The sequence below is a fragment of the Pseudomonas sp. PDM13 genome (assembly GCF_025685765.1).
GTDB classification, from domain to species: domain Bacteria; phylum Pseudomonadota; class Gammaproteobacteria; order Pseudomonadales; family Pseudomonadaceae; genus Metapseudomonas; species Metapseudomonas solani.
Genome location: NZ_JAOTQU010000006.1, coordinates 191,542 through 209,899 on the forward strand (window position 1 = coordinate 191,542; position 18,358 = coordinate 209,899).

Sequence of the window (18,358 nt, forward strand, 5' to 3'; positions counted from 1 at the left end):
ACGGTCGTCGTGGCTTCCTGTTTCCCGGCATGGGGCCGAGGTATGGCGGGTGTCGCGGCTCAGGTGACCGGGCGGCGCTGGAGGCGCAAGGAACCGGGTGGCGGCTCGTTGAGCACGGCCCAGAAGATGCCCAGGTCGGAGATGGCCGCGACGAATTCCTTGAATTCGACCGGCTTCACCACATAGGCGTTCACCCCCAGCGCATAGGCACGCTCCAGGTCGGGCTCTTCCCGCGAGGAGGTGAGCATGACCACGGGGATGCTGCGCAGCTCGGCGCTCTCGCGCACGGTCTTGAGCACCTCGAGGCCGTCGATCTTGGGCAGCTTGAGGTCCAGCAGCATCACCGCCGGATTGCCGTCGTCGCGCCCGGCGTAGGCATTGCGGCGGAACAGGTAGTCAAGCGCCTCGGCGCCATCACGCAAGACGATCACATCGTTGGCGAGCTGGCTGCGCTCCAGGGCCACGAGTGTCAGTTCGAGGTCGTGCGGGTTGTCTTCAATCAGAAGGATGGGTTTGAGCATCGTCGATCCTCATGGTTGCTGTTGCGGTGTTTCCTGCCCACGCAGGGGCAGTGCGAAATAGAAAGTCGCGCCTTCGTCCAACCGGCCCTCGGCCCAGACCCGGCCATCGTGGCGCTCGATGATGCGGCGCACGCTGGCCAGGCCGATGCCGGTGCCTTCGAACTCTTCCATGCGGTGCAGGCGCTGGAACACGCCGAACAGCTTGCCGGCGTACTCCATGTCGAAACCCACGCCGTTGTCGCTCACGGCCACCACCACCTCGTTGCCTTCGACACGAGCGCTGACCTCGATGATCGACGGGCTGCGATCGCGGCTGTACTTGATGGCGTTGGACAGCAGGTTGCGCATCGCCAGGTGGAGGAAAGCGGCATCGGCGGTGACCACCGGCAGCCCCTCGATGCGCCACTCGACGCGACGCCCTTCGAAGTCCGGCGCCATCTCGGTGCGGATGGCCTCCACCTGCGCCTGCAGGTCGACATCGGAGAGGCGCAGGGCGGCACGGCCCATCTGCGAGAAGCTCAGCAGGTTGTCCACCAGGGTGCCGGCGAAACGCGCCGACTCGCCGATATGCTCGAGGAAGCGCAAGCCCCGCTCGGACAGGCGCTCGCCCTCGAACTCCCCCAGCAACTCGGCGTAGCCGGCGATGTGCCGCAGGGGCGCGCGCAGGTCATGGGAAACGCTGTAGGAGAAGGCTTCCAGCTCCTTGTTGGATCGTTTCAGCTCGCCGGCCAGTTGGGCCAGCTCCTCGGCCTTGCGCAACACGATGCCGAGCACCGCCGTACGCAGTTCGGCGACCCCTTCCACCTCCAGCGGGTCCCAGGGCGTGCAGTAGCCCTTCACCGTCTCCTGCCAGCTCTCGAAGCTGCTGCGCGGGTTGAGCGCGCCACCCGGGCCGATGCTCTTCTCCGGCCGGCCGGCCCACTCGACGGTGCGCACCTGCTCCGGGCGGAACCACAGCAGGTAGTGGGAGTGGATCTGCGAAATGGCCACCGCCAGCACGCCACCAACGTGGCGGGCCAGCTCGGGCAGCTCGGTGATGTCACGGCCGATGTTGTCGGTGTGGAACACCTCGCCGTCGCGCCGTGCCAGCCAATGCACCAGGGCGTTGACCTGGGCCTCGGGCGGTGTCTGCCCCACAAGGTCGCAACGCGCGGCGGAGATGATCGCGGCGCCACTGGCGCGAGCGAACCCCAGGAAGGTGTCCGGCAAGGCCAACAGGCCGGCGGCGACGCTGTCGCGGTCAGCCATGGACGAGAGCATGTGCACGATGTGCTGGCGCAGGCCGAGCAGGCGCCGGGTCTGGCCGTGGGCTTCGCGGCTTTCGATCTGCAGCGACAACACGCTGCCCATCAGTTCGCAGGCGATGCGGGTCTGGAAGCCCACCGTGCGTGGCTGCTCGTCATGGCAGGAGATGAGCCCCCAGAGCCGGCCACGGACGACGATGGAAATGGACATCGAAGCCATGGTGCCCATGTTGCGCATGTACTGCAGGTGCACCGGGGAAACGCTGCGCAGGGCGGCGAAACTCAGGTCCAGCGGCTGCCCGGTGAGCGGGTTGTCCACCGGCTGCAGGGGCGAAGGCTGGTAGTTGGCGTCCTCGATCACGCGGATGCGGTTGGCGCAGTAGAGCGCGCGGGCCTGCTGGGGGATGTCGGAGGCCGGGAAGCACAGGCCCAGGTAGCGCGGGTAGCCGGCGTCGGCCTCCTCGGCCAGCACCAAGCCGTTGCCTTCGGCGTCGAAGCTGTAGGCCTTGACCCGGCCGAAGCCAGTGACGCGCTTGAGCTCGGCCACCGCGAAGCGGCAGAGCGCCTCGATGCTCTCGGCCTCCTGCAGGCGGCCGATGAACCCACGCAACAGGGTGTAGATGCCGCCATCCGCAGCGCCCCCCTCGGCGGCGGGCTCGAACTCGGCGATCAGCACCCGGTCGTGGCGGTGCACCATCATCGCGATCGGCTGCCCGGCGCGGGTGCCGCAGGTGAACAGCACATCGCCGATGTGGAAGGGCTTGTGCTCGCCGTCCTCCAACTGCGCCAGGTGCTTGTGCAGCACCTCGCTGTCCTGCAGGAGTTCGTCGAACCGGCAGCCGAGCAGTTCCTCGACGGGAAGGCCGAGCCAGTCGACAACGTTGGCGCTGGCCTGCACCACGCGCCCATCGGCCTCGTCGAACACCAGCATGAAGCCGTGTGGCTGGATGCTGCCGGGTATGCGAATGGCTTCCCGCGCGCAGTTCTCGCTTGCGGTGGCCAGTGCCGCGACACTGTCGCTGGGTGTCAAAACGCGATCTCCTTCGATGCCCCACTGCCGCCCCCCCGGTTCACCGAAGGGGTCAGCGACCGTTGCCGGCCGTTCTGGAGCCGCGCATTCCATTGATTCAAGGGCGACAAACTAACAGAAAGCGGCGCCACAATCGTGACGATCGACCCGGTTTATCGCCGTGGATTTCATGATGGATTGAGCGCAAGGATCGCGAAAAATTCCCTAACAGTTGCTGCGCGCGTTGCCCCGGAACTCAGCTCACCATGGCGCGGCGGTTGCTCTGGCGCTCCAGTTTGCGGCGCTCCACCAGGGTCTTGGCGGCGGTCATCTGGATCGGCCCGCCGGTGAAGGTGGGCAGCTCACGGGAGAGCCAGATATTGCCCTCGCCTTTCCAGGTGACCTCGCCAGAGGCCAGCTTCATCTCGCGCATCACGTCACGGATCAGGCCACGCACACGTTCCTTGCAGAACACCGCATCGCTCTGGATGGCCTTGCTCATGGCGGCCTCGCCCTGCTTGCCCAGGGTGAGCAGCAGCATGCCGTCGGGGCGGGGCTTGATGGACACCTCGAAGCCGGGGAATGCGTCGAATAATTCTTTGATGGCGATCTGCATTGTCATTGCTCCCTTATTTTTTTCTTTGAGCTCAAACCACTGCACCCGCTGTGCCAGTTGAGCCGAATGAAAAAAACCAGACAATTCAATGACCTGGATATCTTTGACATCAATGTGCCAGTTGCAATTTGCACGATACCCCCGGGCGGGCCATGCAAACTGCACTGAACTTTCGGACGGGTCGCCACGCTGCGCTCGAACCCGATGGCGAAAAAACGGTCGTCCGATGCGCCAGCCCTGTTTCGCCACCGCGGATGAGCGCCTCGCTAGGGCGCCGACCCGCCCTGCCGTGCCGTGCCCGGCGAATGGCCGAACCAGCGACGGAACGCGCGGTAGAAGGTGCTCACATCCTTGAACCCCAGCGCCTCGCTGATCGCCTGCAACGGGTCACCCCGGCGCACCCGCTGCAGGGCCAGCTGGCTACGCTCCTGCTCCAGCAGCTCGGTGAAGCTGGTGCCCTGCTCGCGCAAACGCCGGTAAAGGGTCGGCCGGCTGAGGTGCAGGGCCTCGCAGAGAGACTCGATGCCCGGCCCACCGGCGAGATCGGCGCGGATCATCAGGCGCACCCGCTCGGCCAGGTCGCTCTCGGCCCTCACCTGCTCCAGGGCTGCCCGCGCCCGCTCCGCGAGCAAGGCCTTGAGGTAAGGGTTGGCGCTGTGGATGGGGCGGGCGAGCTGCCCATGGGCGAGGTACAGGCGGTTGGCGGCGCAGCCAAACTGCACCTCGGTGCCGAACGCCTCGGCAAAATATTCCGCATAGGCTGGGCGCGGGCCGGCGAACTCGACCCGCTCGGGCACGAAGCCCTCCCCCGCCAGCTCCCGCCCCCACCGCACCAGCGCCACCAGGCTGCGCTCCACCGCCGCCTGTGGATAACCCCGCCCGGCGGCGAACGCCAGTTCGAGGCACAGGCAGCCATCGGTGTCGCGGGAGGTCCAGTGTTCGGAGGGGTTCATCAGCGCGCCGTGCTGCAGGAAGGTCGACAGCGCCTCCCCCACCGATGCGCACTGGAACAACAGGCTGGCCAGCAGGCCGCGCTTCTCCGGGTTGAACGCCTGGCCGATCAGCACGCCGATGTGCGGCAACGCCGGGTTGCCCGCCGCCAGTTGCCAGAGCCCCAGCAGCAGGCGCTCGTCCAGGCGCTGCTCCTGCAACGGCAGCGCCGGGTCGCACGACGCCAGCAGCCGATCACGGGACAGCCCCACGGCCTGCAACTGCGCCGCCTCGACGGCACCCAGTTGCAGCAGCAGGTCATGCAGGTCGAGCACCGCAAGGGCGGAGACACGGGTAGGGCTCATGGCAGGCATTCCTTGTTCCTGCGCGGACAGTACCGCCTGGCAGGCATCGCCGCCAGCGCAGAGAGGCTCGCCTCAGGCCGCCTCGGCGCGCATCGCGGCCTGCACCTGCGGCCGCGCCCCGATGCGTGCCCGGAACGCCGCCAACGCCGGCCAGGGCGCCAGCTCGATGGCGAAGAAATCCACCCAGCCGAGCACGGTGAACAGGTAGGCATCGGCCACGCCGAAGCGCCCGTCCAGCAGGTAGTCGGCCTGGCCCAGCACGCTTTCCAGGTAGTCGAAGCGCTTGAACAGGCGGGTGCGGAAGATCGCCTTCACCTCCTCCGGGATCGCCGTGTTGAACAGCGGGCTCATGCCGGCGTGGATCTCCCCGGAGATGAAGTTCAGCCACTCCTGCAGGCGCACCCGCTGCAGGGTGCCGTTGGCCGGCGCGAGCCCGGCTTCCGGCCGCAGGTCGGCCAGGTACTGGACGATGGCCGTGCCCTCGGTCAGCACCTCGCCATTGTCCAGCTCCAGCGCGGCGACGTAGCCCTTGGGGTTGATGACGAGGAAATCGTCGCCGTGCTCGGTGAGCTTGCTGCGGTTATCCACACGGACCGCCTCGAACGGCAGGCCCAGCTCCAGCAGCACGATATGCGGTGACAGCGAACAGGTACGGGGGGCGTAGTACAGCTTCATGGCGACTCCTTGCACGGGCCACCCCCGGAATGGGGGCGCGGCGGGAGTATCGACGCAGCGGTTCTCTTTTTGAAGAAGGGAGAAATCTGTAGCTTAGGTACAAAATATATACTTGGAACCCCCATGAAGAAGAACGTATCCGGCTGTTCGGTGGAGGAAGCCATGCACCTGCTCGGCGGCCGCTGGCGCCTGCTGCTGGTGTCCTACCTGCTCGACGGCACCAAGCGCTTCAACGACCTGCGCCGCGACATCCCGCACATCTCCCAGCGCATGCTCACCCTCGATCTACGCGCCCTGGAAGAGGCCGGCATGGTGCAGCGCACCGTCTACCCGGAAGTGCCGGTGCGGGTGGAGTACCAGCTCACCGAAGACGGCCAGCGCCTGCGCAAGGTGGTGGAAGTGGTCAAGGAATTCGGCCTCTGGCTCAAGGCAAGACCGCCCCACGAAGAAGCCGAAGCCCCCACGCCGAAGCACCCGCAACGGTAGACGACGCTTCACCCGTCCACCATTCGCGTCCACATGCAGCACCAGTTGTAGCCCGGGCTTCAGCCCGGGGATGCAGGCAACTCCGCTCCCGGGCTGAAGCCCGGGCTACGCAGCTACAACCATTCGTACCCCATCGAAGCACCGCCGGTGGAGGTGAAGAGCGACCTCCACCCTGCACACCGGTCAGCTCCGCGCGGGGATCAGTTCTTCACCCAGTTCTCGAAGCGCTGCTCCAGCTCGCCGTGGGCGGCCCAGAACTTCACGCTCATCGGCAGGGCGCCGCTGATGTTCTGCGGGGCGGTGGGCAGGGTGGCGGCGATGGCGGGGTCGATCATGGCGATCGCCTTGTTGTTCACCGGGCTGTAGGAGATGCCTTCGGCGAAGGCCTTCTGGCGTTCCGGCTGGCTGGCGAAGGCGACGAAGGACTTGGCCAGGTCGCCCTTCCACGAGCCCTTGGGCAGGGCCCAGTAGTCGAAGTCGTAGATGCTGCCGGTCCAGACCATGGCCAGGGAACGGGTTTCCTTCTGCGCGGTGGCGATGCGGCCGTTGTAGGCGGCGCTCATGGCCACCTTGCCGTCCTGCAGGGCGCGCACCGGTTCGGCACCGGCCTTCCACCAGACGATGCTGGACTTGATCTCGTCGAGCTTGCGGAAGGCGCGCTCGACGCCGGCCGGGGTGTCCAGCACCTGGTAGACGTCCTTCGCCGCGACGCCATCGGCCATCAGGGCGAACTCGAGGTTGTACTTGGCGCCGTGGCGCAGGCCGCGCTTGCCGGGGTACTTGCGCAGGTCCCAGAAATCGCTCCAGCCGCTGGGTGCGTTCTTGATCTTCGCCGAGTCATAGGCGAGCACCGTGGACCAGACGAAGATGCCGATGCCGCAGGGCTGGATGGTGCCGGGCACAAAATCGCCGGGATTGCCGAGGAAGGCCGGATCGAGCTTCTCGAACAGCCCCTCCTCGCAACCACGCGCCAGTTCCGGCGCCTCCATCTCCACCACGTCCCAGGTCACGTGGCTGAGTTCGACCATGTGCTTGAGCTTGTCCAGGTCGCCGTTGTACGAGCCGTGCACCACGGCGTTGCCGGTGCTCGCCTTGAAGGGCTTGAAGAAGGCTTCCTTCTGCACGTCCTTGTTGGCGCCACCGAAGGTGATCACCGTGACGAATTCCGCCGAGGCGGGCAGGCTGGCGCAGGCCAGGAGGAAACCGAGGGCACGTCGTACAGCAACATCCATGGAGCATTCCTTATTGTCGATTGGCGGTGTGGCCGCGGGTCGACCGCGGCGCTGCCCGGATTCTCACAGTGCCCCTTGGTTGCCAGGTGCGCGACAGCGACATGCCGCTGCCTCCCACCGCCCCTGGCGGGCACCGGGTCCGGATCTGCCGCACAGTCTGAACGCAACGCCCGTCACACATATTGCTTTCCGTCACAGTGGCGAGTGCTGCACAGGCTCTGGCACGGGCGTTTCAGGTTGCCGTGATCAGCTAGGCAACCCTCGCAAGGCGATTGCAACCGAACGCCATGTGGATTGAAACCGCGCGCCATGCCGCTGCGGGCGGCGCAGCCCTAGCATCGGGGCATCTGCCATCAGGAGCCGCGCCATGCCCAGCCACCGCATCGAATCCCTCAGCGCCCTGCGCCAGCTGATCAGCGAACCGCCCGCGCTGATGAAGAAACGCCTGCAGCCGGTGATCGACGCCCACTGCCTGACCATCATCCGCAACGCCAGCGTCTGCGCCGTCGGCCTGGCCGGCGCCGACAGCGACATCGCCTTCCTCGACCTGCACGCCACGCCGGTGATCCTCGCCGAGGGCAACCACATCCGCCTCGCCTGGCCGGCCGGCCTGGCCCTGCCCAGGATGGACGGCCAGACGCCCAGGCCCTGCAGCCTGCTCTTCATCATGCCGGGCATCGGTTTCGCCCTGCGCGCCAATGGCCACTGCCATCCACGGGGTGTGGAAGCAGGCGTGGTGCTGGAGTTCCAGGCTGATGCACTGTTCCTGCATTGCTCGCGGGCCATGGTGCGGGCGGATTTCTGGACGCCACGCGAACACCTCGACGGGTGGCCGGCCGAGCGGGGCGAAGGCGTGCTCTCCGACGCCGCGCAGGCTTTCATCGCCCGTTCGTCCTACCTGCTGATGCTGACGCGCAATGCCGAGGGCGACACCGAGATTTCGCCACGCGGCGACCCGGAAGGCTTCATCGGCGTCATCGATGGGCGACGGCTGCTGATCCCCGAGCGGCCGGGCAACAAGGTGGCGGTGTCGCTGAGCAATATCCTCGCCTGCGACGAACTGAAGCTGGCCTTCCTGCTGCCGGGCTCGGCGAACGTACTCAGCGTCACCGGCCGCGCCCATGTGAGCGCCGACCCGCAGCTGCTGGGCCCGCTCTCGGTGAACGGCAAGGCCCCGGTGCTGGGTACCCTGATGGAGGTTGAGCGCTTCGCCTTCGTCGAGGCACCCGAGCTGGTCGAAGCCGGCCTGTGGCGCCCGGAAACCCACCTGGCACCGAGCGACATCCCCTCCTTCCCGAAAATGCTGGCCGAACACATGAACGGCACCGGCCTGCTGGGCAAGGCCACCACCCTGGTGGTGGACGCGGTGGTGCGGCACGACCTCAAGCACCTGTATTGAGGGGCAACATCGATAAGCACTACACCCGCCCGCAGGGCACCTCTAAAAACGTAGGCGAGGCAGTCAGTGCAAGGCAAAAACAGGCGAAAAAGCGCAGTTTACGCAGTGTAAATGAGCATTTTGAGCCTGTTTTTAACGCAGCAATGGCAACGCAGGTAGTTTTTAGAGATGCCCGCAGCGACATGTCGCCTGAATGGACATATCCACGCACCTGGCCTATACCCAAGGCTCCTTCCCGCCAGGTGCATCGCCATGAAGCGCTCCATCGACCACGTCCGCTGGGACCTCGCCCAGCGCTACCGGCTCATCGAAACCGTGGCCTGGTGGGAAGGCCGGCTGACCACCAACCACCTGATGCAGAGCTTCGGCATCAGCCGCCAGCAGGCCTCCAAGGACATCAACGCCTACCTCAACGAGCACGCGCCGAAGAACCTCGTCTACGACAAGCACCTCAAGGGCTACAAACCCGGCAAGGGCTTCAAGCCGCTGTTCATCGACGGCAGCGCCAGCGCCTACCTGCACCTGCTGGACCAGAACCGCGAACGCTCGCCGCACATCGAAGGCCTGGCCCTGGCCTATGCCCACACCGAGGTGCTACAGGTGCCGGACCGCAGCATCCGCCCCGAGGTATTGCGCCCCATCCTCCAGGCCTGCCGTGAAGGCCTGCGCCTGGAGACCGAGTACGTGTCCCTGGCCCACCCGGAATCGGAAACCCGCGTCATCGCCCCGCACACCCTGATCTTCACCGGCATGCGCTGGCATGTACGCGCCTATTGCGAGAAGAACCGCGACTACCGCGACTTCGTGCTCAGCCGCTTCCGTGGCGAGCCGGACCTGATGGACGAATCCGAGCAGGGCCGCGACGGCGACGAAGGCTGGATGACGGCGGTGGAGGTGATCCTCACCCCCGATGCGCGGCTCAAGCCGGCGCAGCAGGCGATCATCGAGGCGGACTACGGCATGCAGGGCGGCCAGCTGGTTATCCACAGCCGCGGCGCCCTGGTGCAGTACGTGCTGCAGCGCTACCAGATCGACCCGAACAAGGTGCAGGCCAAGCCGGTGGCGCAGCAGATCGTGGTCGCCAACCTGGAAGAACTCGGGCGCTGGCTCTACAGCTGAGCCCCTCATGTAGCAACCTCAACGCTCCCGGGCTGAAGCCCGGGCTACGCCGGTCACCCTGTAGCCTGGGCTTCAGCCCAGGGCCTTCCCCTGCACAGCCAACACCCCGGTATAAAGCTCCGGCCGCCGATCACCCTGCACATCGTTATGCCCACTGATGCGCTTGTCCCGCGCTGCCCCCAGGTCCAGCGAGGCCAGCAGCAACTGCTCGCCGCCCTCGCCCGCCGGCCCGGCCAGGGGATAGCCGTCGGCATCCACCAGCACCGAGCCTTCGACCCAATCCACGCCCCGCTCGTGGCCGTGGCGGTCACAGGCGGCGATGGTCATCCGGTTCACCGCCGCATTGGCCTGCACCCGCACCACTTCGGCGGGGCGCTCGCCCGCCGGGCGCGGGCCTCGCGGCCAGTTGACCGGGGCGCAGAGCAACTCGGCGCCGGCCAGTGCCGGCAAGCGCACCCACTCGGGGAATTCGAGGTCGTAGCAGATCATCACCGCGATGCGCCCGAAGGCCGTGTCCACCACCGGCGGCGCGGCATCGCCCGGGCTGAAGATCGCCTTCTCGCCATCCCACAGGTGCGCCTTGCGGTACAGGGCGCGCAAGCCGCCGGCATCCACCACGGCCGCGCTGTTGGCCAGCGTGCCGTCGTCGCGCAGCTCACAGAAACCCGCCACCAGCACGATATCCAGCTCGGCGGCCAGGCTTATCCACAGGCGCAGGCTGGGGCCATCCGGCGTCTCGGCCAGGGCCTGTGCCTCAGCGCGGTCGCGGAACAGGTAGCCGCTCTGCACCAACTCCGGCAGCACCACCACCCGGGCACCGCGCTGCGCCGCCTGGCGCACCACACGCTCGACCAAGGCGCGGTTGTAGTCCAGCTCGCCGATGCGCGGGGCGACCTGGCAGCAGGCCACCGTGACTTTCTTCTGCGTGCTCATGGCTGTTCTCCTGCGTTCTCAAGGCGTTGCTTGTCCGCCTCGGCCAGCTGGCGTTCGGCGGCAAGGTCCAGGCGCCGGCTCAGCAGCCAGTAGCTGCGGCAAGCCCACGGCGAAGGCGATATCCGCGCCGCCCAGGGCTGCTGTGAAGGGGCCGGTCCAGAAGCTCAGGGCCATGAAGGGCACCATCGCCAACAGGCCAAGCCCGTAGGCGGTGAGGCCGGCGACCGACCAGCCGCGATAGAGGCCATGGCGGTTGAAGATCTCGCCGATGGCGTAGTGCCCGCGTCGCACCAGGTAGAAGTCCACCAGGTTGACCGCCGTCCAGGGCACCAGGAAATACAGCATCAGCAGCACGAAGGTGTTGAAGCTGCCCAAGTAGCTCTCGGGGATCAGCCGCGCCACGGCGAGGATAATCGCCGCGATCACCAGGATGCCGATCACCCGCAGGCGCAGCGTCGGCTTCACCTTGGTGAAGGCATCGATGGCGCTGACGCTGGTGAGCATGGCGCCGTAGCAGTTCACCGCCATGATGCCCACCAGCGAGGGCACGGCGATCAGCACGACGAAGGTGCCGAAGCCGTCGAACAGGCGGTTGCCCACCTCGCGGATGCTGCCGATGGCGTCCGGTGCCGGCAGCGCCGAGGCGAGGAAGGCCCCAAGGGACATCAACCACAGCGCCGAGCCGCCGGCGCCCAGGTAGGTCCAGAAGATCACCTTGCCGGGCGGCGTGTCCTCGGGCAGGTAGCGCGAGTAGTCGGAGACATACACCGAGTAGCTGATCTGGTAGCCCGCCGCCGCCGACAGCTGGACCAGGAAGGCGCTCCAGGAGAAGGGCCCGGCGGCCAGCGCGGCATCGGCCCGCAGCTCGCGGATGGCCAGCAGGGTCAGCACGCCGAACACCGCGATCATCAGCCAGGTCAGCCAGCGCTGCACCCGGTGCAGCAGGTCGTGCCCGACTATCGCCAGCAACACCGCCAGGCCCACCAGCAGCAGGTACAAGGGCGTACGCGCCCCGGGCAGCACGGTGTTGATGGCATCGGTGGCGAGGATGACGTTGAACACGTTGAAGCCGATGTACACCCCCACCACCGCGATGAAGGGCACCACCGCGCCCCGAAAGCCGAACTGCGCCCGTGACTGGATCATCTGCGGCAGGCCCATGCGCGGCCCCTGGTTGGCGTGGAAGGCCATGAAGAAGGTGCCGATGGCCACGCCTATCAGAATCGCCAGCATCGACGGCAACGCCCCCAGCCCCAGGGCGGGCCCGGTGAAACCGGTGACCAGGGTGGTAAGCACGAAGTTGCCGGTGAACCAGAACGGGCCCTGGTGCCAGACCTTGCCGTGGCGCTCGCTGCGCGGCACGTAGTCGATGGAGCGCACCTCGATCTTCGGGCGCGGGGCTTGGGTGGGCTGGGTTTGATACATGGGAATTCCTCATCCAGAACGTGAAGGCGCGGCCAGGGTTGGCGCGCATGAGCGGTCACGGGGGCGGGATCAGGCAGGCGGAGTGTCGCAGCAGGCAGGCAGCAGGTCGTCCATGGGTGTCTCGGCTTGTTCTAGTCGTTGTGCGGCCGACTCTAGCCAAGGGGGACGCGGGGAAACATCGGATAAATCAAATACTTGGTTCAGGGATATGACAACTGATCCGGCAACGCCGGCAAGCCCCGGAGCGCCAGGCATCGGCGCCCCGGGCCTCGGTTCAGCCCTGCTGGCTTTCCATGTAGCGGATCAGCAGTGCCTCCAGCGCCTCGTCCATCTGCTGCCTGTACGCGTCGAAGCCTTCACGGGCGAAGTCATCCAGCTTGCGGTTCAACCCGATGGCTTCTTCCTGGCTGGGGAACTGCGACTCCACGGCCCGGTAGATGGCGAAGGTGAAGTTGCCGGCGAGGTCTTCCAGGTCGCCGTTGGCGATGTTCATGCCCATGCGCCGACAGCTGAGCTGGAAGTCCTTCATCAGCTCGGATTCGGCGATCTGCTCCATGGGTTTGGCCACGCTGCGCAGCGTCTTGCGACCACCGTCGACGTTCTGCTGGGCGTAAGGGACGATCAGTGCGCTGAGCAGCGGGTAGAACAGCTCGGCGATCTGGTCCTCGTCGAAGCCGGCCTGCTCGCGCAGCATGTGGCCCATGGAGGCGATGGCGTAACCCAGCCCCAACAGGGTGGTTTCATCGCTGGCCAGGGCCGCCTGCTCGTTGGCACTCAGCGGTGCCTGCTGGGCGCGGGCCACGAAGCGCGGCACCTGCATCGCACCGGTCAATACGCCCATGCCGAACTGGATGGTGTGGAACTGCTCCAGCCCCTGCTGGAACTCCTCGGTATCGCGCTGCCGGGCGCTGGCGCCACGGGCATGGGCCTCGAACTGCTCGAGGTATTGCTGCCCCTCCTCCTGCTTGCGGCGGAACAGCGACGGCCGCTGCGCCACGGCCGGCTCGGCGCGCTTGGCGAAGCTGGCCAGGCCCTTGCTCGGTGCAGGGCTCGCCGGCTCCGGCGCCTCCAGCAGCTCGCCTTCCAGCTCAGGGCCGATGATGCGGTCGATGATCTTGTCGCGGTTGCTGATCATGAACTGCACGAACACCTGCTCCCTCAGCGCCAGGCGTACCACGCTCGGCAGGAAGGCATAGAGGTACACCGCGAACTTCTCGATGTTCTCGTCATTGCGCAGGGCCGCGAGGGAGGCTTCGCCGGTCTTCTCCTTGAGCAGCGGGATGATCTTCGACTTGTTCTGCTCGATGGCGTTGGCGATGAAGCCGAACAGCTTCTCGCTGGCCTTGGAGTCCTTGCCCTTGGCGTCCACCGCCACGACCTCCGGCTGCGACTCGGCCAGGGCCTGCACCGCCGGCACCGACATGCTCTGCTCCACCTCGCTGGACAGCTGCGCCTGCTGCTCGACGGCGGGCGCGGCGACGCTCACCGGTGCCGCAACCGCCTCGGCCACCGGCGCGGGCTGATCGGCAAGCTGGCCCTGCAGGTCCTGCAGGCAGTCGTTGATGGTGTCGAAGAAGTCCCCCAGTTCGGCCTCGCCGAGCTGGGTCAATTGTGCGATCTCGCGCTGGTTGACGAAGACCTTGCGCTTGCTGATGGCGATGCCGGTGAGGAACTTCCAGAAGAACAGGCGGGGTGAATCCATCATCATCTTCATGGCGATCCGCGTGTCGCCGATCAGCATCCCCTCCTTGGCGCCCCCGAACAGGGTGTCGTCGACCAGCACGATCACCTCGTCCGCCGTCATGCTGTTGCCATAGGACGCCAGGGCCGCCTGCAGCTTCTTCGGCGGAATGTTCGGCGCCACGAAGACCTTGTCGGACTCGATGCGCAAGGCGCACTCGCGCACGTAACCGATCAGCACCGCCAGCTGCTCGGCCGGCAATTCCCCGGTGGCCTTCGGCGCCGCCTCCACCGGCGCGGCAACCGGTTTGCCGGGCGCATCGGCCTGGCCGCCCAGCCACTCGGCCAGTACCTCGAAGCAAGCGGTCAGGTCACGCTTGTCGGGCATGTTGAATTTCATCACGTCGCGGCCATTGATGAAGGCGCGCTGGTCATGGGACTGGACCTGCCTGATCTCGATGAACAGGTATTCGGTGGGCTCCGCAAAGGGCTCGCGGAAGAGAATGCGGTCGCTGCAGATCAGGCAGCCATCCTTGCCGCTGCCGAACATGGTGTTGTCGATCAGGGCCACGATCTCACGTGCATCCCCCTTGAACTTGAACGCCTCCATGGCGTTGCTCAGCAGCTTGGGGGGAATTCCCGGGGCCAGGTGGATGCGGCTGCAGCTGCTGAAATTCTTCTGCCGGTAAAACTCGACCAACGACATACAACGTCTCCTTCAGGTCCTTGAAGCCCACGTTTCCCGTGGGCATCGACAACGCCCGCCAGGCACTCGCCACCCCGTAAAGCCCGAGATAGAGCGCCCCCTGACGTCGTTCACGAATGCAAAGGAGCGTCAGACTGCCTGGAGAGCCATCATTGCGACATTATCCGTTAGTCCGGTTACCGGTAAAGCAACGCCGGCAGCGGTGATGCCCCGTCATAGCCCGACGCCGCATCCACACTCACCCAACACAAAGGGAATTGTCATGAGCGTGATCATCGAAAGCCCGCCGCTGCAGCCCCTGGAGCCGGTGCTCCGCACCTGGGTCGAATGCGTAAGGCAGTACGTCTCCGTCTGGGGCGGCGAAGACCTGCCCTACTGGTACAACGAGCAATCCAACGTCAGCGTGCTGTGCGGTGCAGCCTGGCGCGCGGGCTGGACCGCCCTGGAGGAATACCAGGTGGGCAGGATCGGTGACGAAGCCGAGTACGGCGCGGGTCGCAACGACCTCTATATCGCCAATGACGAGCACGGCTTCTGCATCGAAGCCAAGGTGGCCTACCTGGAGATCACCGACCTGGCCGCTGCGGGCACAGTGCTGGCGGCCCGCTGCGCACTGGCCACGGCCGATGCGCGCTCGGCGGATATCGAGGGCCACAAGGTCGGTGCGGTTTTCGCCATCCCCTATCGCCAGGGCGCGCAGGCGTCGGCGGAAGAACAATTGGCCTTCATCGACTGGTTGCAGGACAAGCACTTCGGTGCCGTGGCCTGGGTGGCGCCGGCCACCGTTCCGAACCTGCGCAGCCACGACGACAGGCACTACCCACTGGCGGCCCTGGTGCTGCTGAACGCCTGACGCAGCCCGTCGGCACGCACGCCATCCGGCCTTGCGGCCCGAGCGGGCCAGGGGGGTGGCGTGATATCGTTGCGCCTTTCGCTTTACCAGCTCCGGAGCGGTACATGAAGTTCATCCACCAGCGCGAACACCTCAACGAAGGCGACATCGTGGTCATCGAGTGTTCGCAGGTCTGCAACATCCGCCTGATGAACGATGCGAACTTTCGCAGCTTCAAGAACGGTGGCCGCCACACCTACCACGGTGGGGCCTTCGACAAGTTCCCGGCACGCATCACCGTGCCCAGCACCGGCTACTGGAACATCACCCTCGACGCGGTGACCCGCCGGGCCATCAGCGTGACGCGCAAGCCGACCTTCACCCACAAGATCAAGTTCGTCCGCCGCTCGCCTTCCGACCTGGCCTGACGCACGCCTCAGCCGCGCAAGCCTCGCTCCGCCGGGCCGTAGGCCAGCCAGGCGAGGCCGAGCATGCAGCCCAGCACCAGGGCGCTGCTGGCGAGGTTTTCCACAATCAGTTCGATCGACAACATGTCCGGGCTCCCCAGAAGTTGATTCAGCATCTGGGGAGTCACGCTATGTCGTGTTTGTTTACATGTCCATGTGTCAACTTTTCGCACGTAAACAAATGGAGCGGGTGTGACGCGAACCGGGCGGAAAAGCGGGCGAATGAATTCGCCCCAACAGGCCCCGCACACGAACCGTAGGATGGCGTAGAGCGCAGCGAAACCCATCACCGGCCTTGCACCCTACCTACAAGCCCGCACGCTCCCTGTAGGGGCGACTTCAGTCGCCAAGCAGCCCGCAGGGCTGCCACCACGGTGTTCCCGGCGGCCTCGCATGGTGGATGAAAAGAGCGTCATCCACCCTACAAACCGGGAGCCCATCAAGACCGGGACCGCCGATCTACACCTTCGGCTGATGGCAGGTGACGCAGTGGATGCCGCCACCGCCCGCGGCGACCGCGTCGATGTTGATCTGCACCACCTTGCGCCCGGGGTAGAGCCGGGTGAGCAGGTCGCGGCAGAAGGCGTCGGCGCTGGCGTCGCCGAACTGCGGGGCGATCACCGCGCCGTTGACCGGGAAGTAGTTGATGTAGCCGGGAGCGAAGTCCGGGTTGTTGCGGGTGAAGCGGTTGTTGCGCAGGGTGCGGGGCGGCGGCAGCGTGTGCACCTGCAGCTTGCGGCCGTCAGCGTCGGTGGCCTTGTTGAGGATTTCCAGGTGCTTGCGGGTCACCGCGTAGTCGTAGGACTGCGGGTCGTTGTCGAGGTTGGCGACCACCACCCCGGGCTTGACGAAGCGCGCATAGAAGTCGACGTGGGCATCGGTGATGTCCTTGTTCTTGATGCCGGGCAACCAGATGATCTTGCGCAGGCCGAGGTTGCTCATCAGTTCGGCTTCCACCTGGGCCTTGCTCATGCCGGGGTTGCGGTTGCTGTTGATCCAGCAGCTCTCGGTCATGATGCCGGTGCCGGCGCCGTCCACCTCGATGCCACCGCCTTCACCGGTGAGCTGGCTGGCGATGTAGCTGGCGTCGGCGTCGTAGCTGACCTCCCCGGCCACCTCGCCATCCTTGCTGTGCTGCTGCTTGTTGCCCCAGCCGTTGAAGTTGAAGTCCACCAGGCCGAGGCCGCCCTGCCCGTCCACCACGAAGGTGCCGCCGATGTCGCGCATCCACACGTCGTCCAGGGGCATCTCGACGAAGCGGGTGTTGCGCGTGCCGCACTTCTGCTTGGCCAGGCTCAACTGGCCGGGGCGATGCAGCACCACCACCGGCTCGTAGGTGGCGATGGTGCGGGCGATCAGGCCGATGCATTCCTGCACGTCGGCGGTGAAGTCCTCCCAGATCGCCGCCTGGGCGCCGAAGCTGACGTAGCTGCAGGCGTGCACGCCGTTCTCGTCCGGCATGCGCCAGGCGCCGCCACGCAGGGCGGCCTGGGCCCGGGCGGGCGAGATGCCGAGCCCGAGGCTGGCGACCGCGCCGAGGCCAGCGACGGCGGTGAGGTGCTTGATGAAGTCACGACGCGAAGGCATGGCAGTTCTCCAGGGCGCAGGGGCGCCGGCGGTCATTTCAGTGGGTGGAGGTCTTGAACTTGGTCCAGGCACGCATGCGGGCTCGCATGTCGCGCTGGGGGATGTCGCGCCCGGGGATCAGCCGTGCATAGGCGGCATCGTCGACGTAGATGTCCGGATTGCCGCGCATGTCGGCGTCCACCATCGGCCGCGCCTTGGCGCTGGAGGTGGGGTAGCCGGTGAAGTTGCTGATGGCGGCCATGTTTTCCGGGCGCATCACGAAGTTGATGAAGGCATAGGCGTATTCCGGGTTCCGCGCATCGACGGGGATGGCCATGGTGTCCATCCACACCGTGGTGCCCTCGCGGGGGATGCGGTACTGGAAGTCCACCGGCTTGCCCGCTGCTGCCGCCGCGCGTTGCGACTGGGTGACGTCGCCGCTGTAACCCAGGGACAGGCAGAGGTTGCCGTTGACCAGGTCGGTGACCGGCTGCGACTGGAACTTGCGGATGTAGGGCTTGATCGCGCTGAGCAGCACGGTGGCCGCGGCCAGGTCCTCGGCCTTGGCGCTGCGCGGGTCGCGGCCCAGGTAGTTGAGCACCACCGCGAGCACCTCGTCGGGGGAGTCGATCACCGAGATGCCGCAGTCGGCGAAGCGCGCGGCCAGCTCCGGCTTGAACAGCAGGTCGAGGCTGTTCACCGGCGCGTCGGCCTGGCGCTGGGCGATCATCGCGGCGTTGTAGGTGATGCCGATGGTGCCCCAGGTGTAGGGCACCACGGCGTGGCGCGAGTAGGGATAGCGGGTCTGCAGGCGCTTGAGGCCGGGCTCGATGTCGTCCAGGCCGGTGAGCTTGCTCTCGTCGAGCTTCTGCAGGGCGCCGGCACGCATCAGCCGCTCGGCCACGGTGTCGCCGGGGAAGACCAGGTCATAGCCGCTGTTGCCGGCCATCAGCTTGGCTTCCAGGGTTTCGCTGCCATCCATCACGTCGTAGACGACCTGGATGCCGGTCTCGGCGGTGAAGCGGCTGAGGGTGTCTTCGGCGAAGTAATCCGCCCAGTTGTACAGGCGCAGGATTTTCTCCTCCGCCTGGGCGCTGCCGGCCAGGCAGGCCAGGGCGGCGGCGGTGACGAACAGCGATCGGAAGGCACGCAT

Annotated in this window: 14 protein-coding genes and 2 pseudogenes; 5 read left to right on the forward strand and 11 right to left on the reverse strand. The window is 66.4% G+C overall.

The annotated features are described in order from the left end of the window. Positions 1–59: 59 nt before the first annotated feature. The 5 genes from OEJ36_RS09225 to gstA form a co-directional block, all read right to left on the reverse strand. Positions 60–521: a response regulator gene (locus OEJ36_RS09225; protein WP_021218753.1), complete on the reverse strand. Its 462-nt coding sequence runs from the start codon at positions 519–521 to the stop codon at positions 60–62. Between the two features lie 9 nt (positions 522–530). Then, the gene (locus OEJ36_RS09230) at positions 531–2,795 is read right to left on the reverse strand and encodes an ATP-binding protein (protein WP_263401256.1); all 2,265 of its coding nucleotides are present in this window, start codon (positions 2,793–2,795) and stop codon (positions 531–533) included. A gap of 235 nt (positions 2,796–3,030) precedes the next feature. Beyond that, on the reverse strand, positions 3,031–3,390 hold the full coding sequence (locus tag OEJ36_RS09235; protein WP_263401257.1) for a DUF3509 domain-containing protein: 360 nt from the start codon (positions 3,388–3,390) through the stop codon (positions 3,031–3,033). 266 nt (positions 3,391–3,656) lie between these two features. Further along, on the reverse strand, positions 3,657–4,685 hold the full coding sequence (locus tag OEJ36_RS09240) for an AraC family transcriptional regulator (RefSeq protein WP_263401258.1): 1,029 nt from the start codon (positions 4,683–4,685) through the stop codon (positions 3,657–3,659). A gap of 72 nt (positions 4,686–4,757) precedes the next feature. Continuing rightward, positions 4,758–5,360: a glutathione transferase GstA gene (gene gstA / locus OEJ36_RS09245; RefSeq protein ID WP_263401259.1), complete on the reverse strand. Its 603-nt coding sequence runs from the start codon at positions 5,358–5,360 to the stop codon at positions 4,758–4,760. Between the two features lie 123 nt (positions 5,361–5,483). On the opposite strand from gstA, the gene OEJ36_RS09250 reads away from it, so the two are divergent. Then, positions 5,484–5,846, forward strand: coding sequence for a winged helix-turn-helix transcriptional regulator (locus tag OEJ36_RS09250; RefSeq protein WP_263401260.1), 363 nt, complete (start codon positions 5,484–5,486; stop codon positions 5,844–5,846). 200 nt (positions 5,847–6,046) lie between these two features. Here OEJ36_RS09250 and OEJ36_RS09255 read toward each other — a convergent pair whose 3' ends face one another. Next, on the reverse strand, positions 6,047–7,078 hold the full coding sequence (locus OEJ36_RS09255) for an ABC transporter substrate-binding protein (protein ID WP_263401261.1): 1,032 nt from the start codon (positions 7,076–7,078) through the stop codon (positions 6,047–6,049). A 367-nt stretch (positions 7,079–7,445) separates the two neighbouring features. Here OEJ36_RS09255 and OEJ36_RS09260 point away from each other — a divergent pair, with 367 nt between their 5' ends. Together OEJ36_RS09260 and OEJ36_RS09265 are read left to right on the forward strand one after the other, a co-directional pair. Further along, entirely contained in the window at positions 7,446–8,477 is a 1,032-nt protein-coding gene (locus OEJ36_RS09260; RefSeq protein ID WP_263401262.1) for a pyridoxamine 5'-phosphate oxidase family protein, read from the forward strand. Between the two features lie 246 nt (positions 8,478–8,723). Further along, positions 8,724–9,596, forward strand: a complete 873-nt coding sequence (locus tag OEJ36_RS09265; protein WP_263401290.1) for a helix-turn-helix transcriptional regulator — start codon at positions 8,724–8,726, stop codon at positions 9,594–9,596. A gap of 72 nt (positions 9,597–9,668) precedes the next feature. Here OEJ36_RS09265 and OEJ36_RS09270 read toward each other — a convergent pair whose 3' ends face one another. From OEJ36_RS09270 to OEJ36_RS09280, 3 genes and pseudogenes are all read right to left on the reverse strand, one after another. Continuing rightward, positions 9,669–10,529, reverse strand: a complete 861-nt coding sequence (locus OEJ36_RS09270; RefSeq protein WP_263401263.1) for a nitrilase family protein — start codon at positions 10,527–10,529, stop codon at positions 9,669–9,671. Then, a pseudogene (locus OEJ36_RS09275) lies at positions 10,526–11,954 on the reverse strand (purine-cytosine permease family protein). The gene OEJ36_RS09270 and the pseudogene OEJ36_RS09275 overlap by 4 nt, the downstream one beginning before the upstream one ends. 274 nt (positions 11,955–12,228) lie before the next feature. Further along, positions 12,229–14,340 (reverse strand): hypothetical protein, encoded by a 2,112-nt coding sequence (locus OEJ36_RS09280; protein WP_263401264.1) that lies wholly within the window; start codon positions 14,338–14,340, stop codon positions 12,229–12,231. Between the two features lie 262 nt (positions 14,341–14,602). Between OEJ36_RS09280 and OEJ36_RS09285 the strand changes: the two genes are divergently transcribed. Both OEJ36_RS09285 and OEJ36_RS09290 read left to right on the forward strand, forming a co-directional pair. Continuing rightward, positions 14,603–15,193 carry a hypothetical protein gene (locus OEJ36_RS09285; protein ID WP_263401265.1) on the forward strand — a complete coding sequence of 197 codons (591 nt, stop codon included), beginning with the start codon at positions 14,603–14,605 and terminating at the stop codon, positions 15,191–15,193. Between the two features lie 60 nt (positions 15,194–15,253). Then, positions 15,254–15,600: pseudogene (locus OEJ36_RS09290) on the forward strand (DUF1883 domain-containing protein). A 498-nt stretch (positions 15,601–16,098) separates the two neighbouring features. Here the strand turns inward: OEJ36_RS09290 and OEJ36_RS09295 are convergent. Together OEJ36_RS09295 and OEJ36_RS09300 are read right to left on the reverse strand one after the other, a co-directional pair. Then, positions 16,099–17,226, reverse strand: coding sequence for an agmatine/peptidylarginine deiminase (locus OEJ36_RS09295; protein WP_263401266.1), 1,128 nt, complete (start codon positions 17,224–17,226; stop codon positions 16,099–16,101). A gap of 37 nt (positions 17,227–17,263) precedes the next feature. Continuing rightward, the gene (locus OEJ36_RS09300; protein WP_263401267.1) at positions 17,264–18,358 is read right to left on the reverse strand and encodes an extracellular solute-binding protein; all 1,095 of its coding nucleotides are present in this window, start codon (positions 18,356–18,358) and stop codon (positions 17,264–17,266) included.